This is a genomic window from Kitasatospora sp. NPDC057198 (assembly GCF_042670125.1).
Taxonomy (GTDB): domain Bacteria; phylum Actinomycetota; class Actinomycetes; order Streptomycetales; family Streptomycetaceae; genus Kitasatospora.
Genome location: NZ_JBHUWH010000470.1, coordinates 1 through 5,940, shown reverse-complemented (window position 1 = coordinate 5,940; position 5,940 = coordinate 1). Strand labels below are relative to the sequence as shown.

The following is a 5,940-nucleotide window of genomic DNA, read 5'->3' as shown; positions in this document are numbered from 1 at the left end:
GCCCCACACCGTCCCCGGCCCCTCCGTCCCCGCTCCCGGGCGGCCCCCCACGGCCGCCGGGAGGAGCGGTCCGCTACCCGGCGGCGGGCGTGATCAGCCCGTAGTGCCCGTCGTAGCGGTGGTACAGGACGTGACCGCGCCCGGTCGCGGCGTCGGTGAAGAAGACGAACGGCAGGCCGCTCAGGTCCAGCCGCTCCCGGGCCCGCTCGGCCGTCAGCACCGGCACGCCCAGCCGGCTGGCCACCAGGCCCGGCACCGGGGCCGGGAGCGCACCGGCCGAGGCCAGCCGGTAGCCGCCCGCCGTACCCCGGTACACCACGCTCTCCCGGCCGCTGTCCGCGTCCGTGAACAGGTGGAAGTCGTAGTCCATCGCCTCCAGTTCGCACACCGCCGCGAGCGGCGCGCAGCGCGCCAGCCCGTAGCTCTTGTGCCGCACCACCCGCCGCTCCTCGGGCGGACGCACCCGCCGCTCCGGTCGGTGCTCGCCGCCACCGCCGACCGGGTGGCCCAGCGGCTCCCGGGCGTGCTGCCGGTGGTGGCGCAGCCGGGCCAGTCGGGAGGCCAGCCGGTCCTGCACCAGGTCGACCGCCTCCCGCATGGTGGCCGCCGCGACGTGCGCCCGCACCGGACGGCCGTTCAGGTCGACCACGACCTGCGCCAGCGACGGCCGCCGCACCGACCGGTTGGCCTCCTGCACCAGGCGCACCCGGACCGCGAGCACCGGCTCCTCCAGCCGCTCCAGCACGGCCCCGACCTTCTCCCGGGCGTAGCGCGGCGCATCCGCCGGCACCGCGCCCCGGGTCTCCACCAGCACCTCGGCCCTGGGACGGGTCTGCAGACTGCTCATCAGATCTCCTCTTCCCGACGTCCCGATGCCCTCACTCTGCTCCGGGCCGGGCCGCCGGGCCGAGGGCCGAACGGTCCCGTCCGCCGGGTCACTCGTCCCCGGTCGCCCGCTCGTGCTCCCGTCCCCGCTCCTGCCCCTGTTCCCGCTCGTGCTCCTGCTCGTGCTCCTGCTCGTTGCGGCGCTCCCTGCGGCGGCCCCGGAAGTGGTGCACCAGCAGGGCCGCCACCACCAGGCAGGCCGCGGCCACGGCCACCGACTTGCCGACGGTGCCCTCGACCTTCGAGTAGGCCGCGCCCGCGAAGTAGCCGAGCAGCACGCAGCCCACCCCCCAGAGCAGGCCGCCGAGCGCGTTGAACAGCAGGAACCGGCGGTAGGGCATCTTCGAGGCGCCCGCCAGGGCGGGCATCAGGGCCCGGAAGAAGGCCACGAACCGGCCCAGCAGGACGGCCGCCGGGCCCCGGCGGCGCATCAGGTCCTGAGCGCGGCCGATCCGTTCCGCGTGCCGGCGCATCGACTTGGTCTCCAGCACCCGGGGCCCGAGCCGCAAACCCACCTCGTAGCCGACCGTGTCGCCCAGCACCGCCGCGCCGACCACCGTCACCAGCATCCAGCCCAGCGAGACGCTCCCCTGGTGGGCCAGCACGCCGCCGAGCACCGCCGCGGTCTCGCCCGGCAGCACGAAACCGAAGAACAGCGCGTCCTCGGCGAACACCAGCGCCGCCACCACCGCGTACACCACGGGCCCGGACAGCCCGCCCAGCCAGTCGGTCACCGTGCCCACCCGGACCACCTCGCTCCCGTCCGTGCCACCGTCCCACCGTAACGCCGCGACCCGGACCCGGACGGCCTGAGCGCGGCCCGGGGCGGGCAGACTGTGCGCGTGACAGCCACTCCACTCGCCAAGGGCGCGAACCTGCCGATCGACGCCACCGCCCTCCGGGCCCGCCTCACCCACCGCGCCGCGCCGGGCGTGCCCGCGCCGGACACCGCCGCGCTGCTGCTCGGCGCGGACGGCGGCCCGCGGCTGCTCCGCGGCACCGAACGGGCCCCCGGCGTCGTGCTCCGGCCGGACGGGGCCGACCTCGACCTGGCCGCGCTGCCGCCCGGCGTCCAGCGGGTGCTGCTGCTGGCCGTCACCGACGGGCACGGCATCGGCACCGTCCCCGGCCTGTCGCTGCTGCTCGACGACGCCCGCACCGGAGCCGCGCTGGCCCGCTTCGACCCCGACGCGGGTGCGGAGCGCGCGCTGGTCTGCGGCGAGCTGTACCTGCGCGAGGGCCGCTGGAAGTTCCGCGCCGTCGGCCAGGGCTGGACGGACGGTCTGGCCGGCCTCGCCGCCGCGCACGGGTTCGCCCTCCGGGAGCCGGAGCCGGAGCCTGAGCCGGCGCCGGTGCCGGCGCCGGTGCCGGTGCCGGTGACGGCGCCTGTGACGGCGCCCGTGCCTGTGACGGCGCCGGTGCCGGTGGCGCCCGAGCCCGTCGCGGCGGTGGAGTCGGAGCAGGAGCGGGGGCTGCCCGTCGAGATGCGCAAGCGGCTCGACCTGCGCAAGCAGCAGATCGCGGTCAGCCTGCGCAAGCACGGCGCCCAGCAGCTCACCGCCCGGGTGATCCTGGTGCTGGACGCCTCCGGCTCGATGGCCCCCCTCTACAGCCGGGGCGTGGTCGCCGACGTGGTCGAACGGATGGCCGCCGTCGCCGCCCAGCTCGACACCGACCGCACCATGCAGGCGTGGACCTTCGCCAGCTGGCCCGCCCGGCTGCCCGACCTGCGCCTGGCCGACCTCCCCGAGTGGCTGCGCCTGCACGTCCGGGTCGGCCAGATATCGATGTTCGGCCGCCGCAAGATCCGCCCGCCGCTGCCGGACGGCCGGGTGGACATGAAGGCGGTCGGCGTCCAGAACGACGAGCCGAAGGTGATCGCCCAGGTCCGCGCCTACGTGCGGGAGAACCCGACGCCCGAACCGACCCTGGTGCTGTTCTTCTCCGACGGCGGGATCCACCGCAACAGCGAGATCGAGCGCGAGCTGCGCGCGGCCGTCGAGGAGCCGCTGTTCTGGCAGTTCGTCGGCCTCGGCCACAGTGACTACGGCATCCTCGAACGCTTCGACAGCCTCCCCGGCCGCCGGGTCGACAACGTCGGCTTCTTCGCGGTCGACGACATCAGCACCCTGCCGGACGCGGACCTCTACGACCGCCTGCTGTCCGACTTCCCGCAGTGGGTCGCGGCCGCCCGCCGGGAGGGGATCCTGCGGTAGCGGGGGAGCGGGGAGGGCGGGGCGGGGGTCTTCCCGGACGGGAGACTTCCCGGGCGGGGACGGAACGCAACGATAGGGTCACGTTCCGTTCTGTTAAATAGAAGTGTTTGTCTGTTCACGGACAGGCTCTCGGTCGGCTACCCCTCAGCTACCCCGACTGGAGTCCCGCGTGAGCCCCTCCTCCGCGCACCGTCGCGCCCTCGGCACGGCCGCCCTCGCCGCCACCGCCGCCCTCCTGCTCAGCTCCGTCACCACCGGCAGCGCCGCCGCCGCGCCCGGCCGGGACGCCGCCGTCGCCCGGGCCCGGACCAACGTCGTCCAGCACGCCGCGCTGTTCGGCTACGGCCCCGGCCAGGAACTCGTCCTCAAGGACGTGCTGCTCGACCCGGACGGCACCCAGCACGTCCGCTTCGACCGCACCTACCAGGGCCTGCCGGTGGTCGGCGGCGACCTGGTGGTGCACCAGGACGCGCGCGGCCGGCTGGCCGGCTCCTCCCGCGCGAAGGGCCACGACCCGAAGGTGCCCACCACCCGCCCCGCCGTCCCGGCGCAGCGCAGCGCCGCCGAGGCGCTGGGGCAGGCGCCGGGCATATCCGGCGCCACCTCGGCCCCCGAGTTGGTGGTCTGGGCCGCCGACGGCACCGCCCGCCTCGCCTGGCGCACCACCGTCAGCGGCACCGGCAAGCAGGGCCAGCCCACCGGCCGGGTGGTGGTCACCGACGCCACCACCGGCGCGGCCATCGACAGCTACGACGCCGAGCACTCCGCGACCGGCACCGGCCACTCCGAGTACACCGGCGACGTCACGCTCGCCACCACCCAGCAGGCGGACGGGAGTTACGCGCTGATCGACCCCGTCCGCGGCCACACCACCAAGGACGCGCACAACCTCTCCGCCAACAGCGTCAAGGCCACCTCGGGCACGCTCTACACCGACGCCGACGACGTGTGGGGCGACGGCCGGAAGTTCTCCGCCGACCGGGCCACCGCCGCCGTCGACGCGCACGCCAACACCGCCTGGACGTACGACTACTACAAGAACACCTTCGGCCGCAGCGGCATCAAGAACGACGGCAAGGGCGCCACCGTCTTCGTGCACGTCGGCACCGACTGGGACAACGCCCAGTGGTCGGACGCCTGCTTCTGCATGATGACCGGCGACGGCAACGGCAGCACCGACCCCGAGCAGGTCGACCTCGACACCATGGGCCACGAGATGACCCACGGCGTCACCAGCGCCACCGCCAACCTCCGCTACAGCGGCGAGTCCGGCGGCCTGAACGAGTCCACCAGCGACATCTTCGGCACCATGGTCGAGTGGTACGCGAACAACGCGGTCGACAAAGGCGACTACCTGTTCAGCGACCAGTCGACCCCGCCGTGGCTGCGCCGCTTCGACAAGCCCTCGCTGGACGGCGCCTCGGCGGACTGCTGGAGCAAGAAGGTCGCCCGGCTGGACGTGCACTACTCCTCCGGCGTCGGCAACCACTGGTTCTACCTGGTCAGCGAGGGCAGCGGCGCCAAGACCGTCAACGGCGTCGCCTACGACTCGCCGACCTGCAACGGCTCGACCGTCACCGGCATCGGCAACCAGAAGGCCGCCGCGATCTGGTACCGGGCGCTGACCGTCTACATGACCTCCACCACCGACTACAAGGGCGCCCGCGCCGCCTCGCTGAACGCCGCCCGGGACCTGTACGGCGCGGGCTCCGCCGAGTACGCGGCGGTGGGCGCCGCCTGGAGCGCGGTGTCCGTCTCCTGACCCGCCGCCGACGCACCGCCCGGCGTCAGGCCCGGTACGCCAGGGCCCGGCGCAGGTGGTGGTCGGCGACGTCGAGCATCCACCGCCGGTCGGGGAAGTCGCCGGCGGCGATCCGCAGCGGGCCGCCGACCAGGTCCAGGTGCATGGCGTACCGGTAGAAGGCGAGGCGGCGCGGGTCGAGGCCGGGGGCGCGCAGCGCCTCGTAGTGCGGGCCGAAGCGCATCCGCGTCCAGCAGTGGTCGACCTCGGGGTCGGCGTACCGCAGGTCCTCGACGTCGATCAGGACGGGTTCGCCGGCCGGCCCGACCAGGACGTGGTCGGGGCCCAGTTCGCCGTGCACCACGCCGAGCCCGTCGCGCGGCTCGACCGCGGCGTACAGGGCGTGCAGCTTCCCGGCCAGGGCGCCCTCGGCCGCGGCGGCGCGCGGGTCGTGGGCGACGGCGGTGGCGAGGTTCACCAGCGCCCGGTCCAGGTACGCCCGTTGGCAGCTGTCGCCGGTCGGGGCGCCGCCGGCGTCGAGCCGGGCCACCCGGCCGAAGGCGGGGGCGCGGTGGGCGTGCATCCGGCGCAGCGTCGCGGCCAGTCCGGCGAGCGCGCGGCCTCCGGCGGCCGGGTCGCGCTCCAGCAGGGACTCCAGGGTGCCGCCGCGGACGTCCTCGACGACGGCGAGGTCGGCCGGGTGCAGGCGGCGGGTGCGGTCGGTGAACAGCAGGCGCGGGACGCGGGCGCCGACGGCGGCCAGGCGGCGGGTGGCGCCCTCCAGCAGGTCGGGGCCGGAGGCGTGCGAGAACGGGTCGGCCGGGTCGTCGCGGCCGTCCGGGAGCAGGCCGCTCCAGTAGTCCTCGTCCGGGCTCCACCGGTAGACGACCGCGCTGGCGGCGTCGTCCAGGACGACCCGGTAGACGCCCTTCCTGGTGCCGCCGCGCAGCCGGTCGACGGAGACGATCCGGCGGTCGGTGCCGAAGACCTCGCGGACGACGGGGGCCAGCGCGCGGGCGTCGGCGAACGAGCGGTGCGGTGGGTGCGGGGTCTCCATCGGCGCAGTCTCCATCGGCGCAGTCTCCCACCGGGCGGGCG

Annotated in this window: 5 protein-coding genes; 2 read left to right on the top strand and 3 right to left on the bottom strand. The window is 75.3% G+C overall.

What is annotated here, in order from left to right; all coding sequences use genetic code 11:
- Positions 1 to 73: 73 nt before the first annotated feature.
- Positions 74 to 847 carry a sigma 54 modulation/S30EA ribosomal C-terminal domain-containing protein gene (locus ACFUEL_RS33345; protein WP_380240921.1) on the bottom strand — a complete coding sequence of 258 codons (774 nt, stop codon included), beginning with the start codon at positions 845 to 847 and terminating at the stop codon, positions 74 to 76.
- A gap of 88 nt (positions 848 to 935) precedes the next feature.
- Entirely contained in the window at positions 936 to 1,628 is a 693-nt protein-coding gene (locus tag ACFUEL_RS33340; protein ID WP_380240920.1) for a DedA family protein, read from the bottom strand.
- 99 nt (positions 1,629 to 1,727) lie between these two features.
- Between ACFUEL_RS33340 and ACFUEL_RS33335 the strand changes: the two genes are divergently transcribed.
- Together ACFUEL_RS33335 and ACFUEL_RS33330 are read left to right on the top strand one after the other, a co-directional pair.
- Positions 1,728 to 3,101 carry a VWA domain-containing protein gene (locus tag ACFUEL_RS33335; RefSeq protein ID WP_380240918.1) on the top strand — a complete coding sequence of 458 codons (1,374 nt, stop codon included), beginning with the start codon at positions 1,728 to 1,730 and terminating at the stop codon, positions 3,099 to 3,101.
- A gap of 169 nt (positions 3,102 to 3,270) precedes the next feature.
- Positions 3,271 to 4,863: a M4 family metallopeptidase gene (locus ACFUEL_RS33330; RefSeq protein ID WP_380240916.1), complete on the top strand. Its 1,593-nt coding sequence runs from the start codon at positions 3,271 to 3,273 to the stop codon at positions 4,861 to 4,863.
- Between the two features lie 25 nt (positions 4,864 to 4,888).
- Here the strand turns inward: ACFUEL_RS33330 and ACFUEL_RS33325 are convergent, their stop codons facing one another.
- A complete protein-coding gene (locus ACFUEL_RS33325) occupies positions 4,889 to 5,914 on the bottom strand; it encodes a phosphotransferase family protein (protein WP_380240914.1) in 1,026 nt (341 codons plus the stop codon).
- Between the last annotated feature and the right edge of the window lie 26 nt (positions 5,915 to 5,940).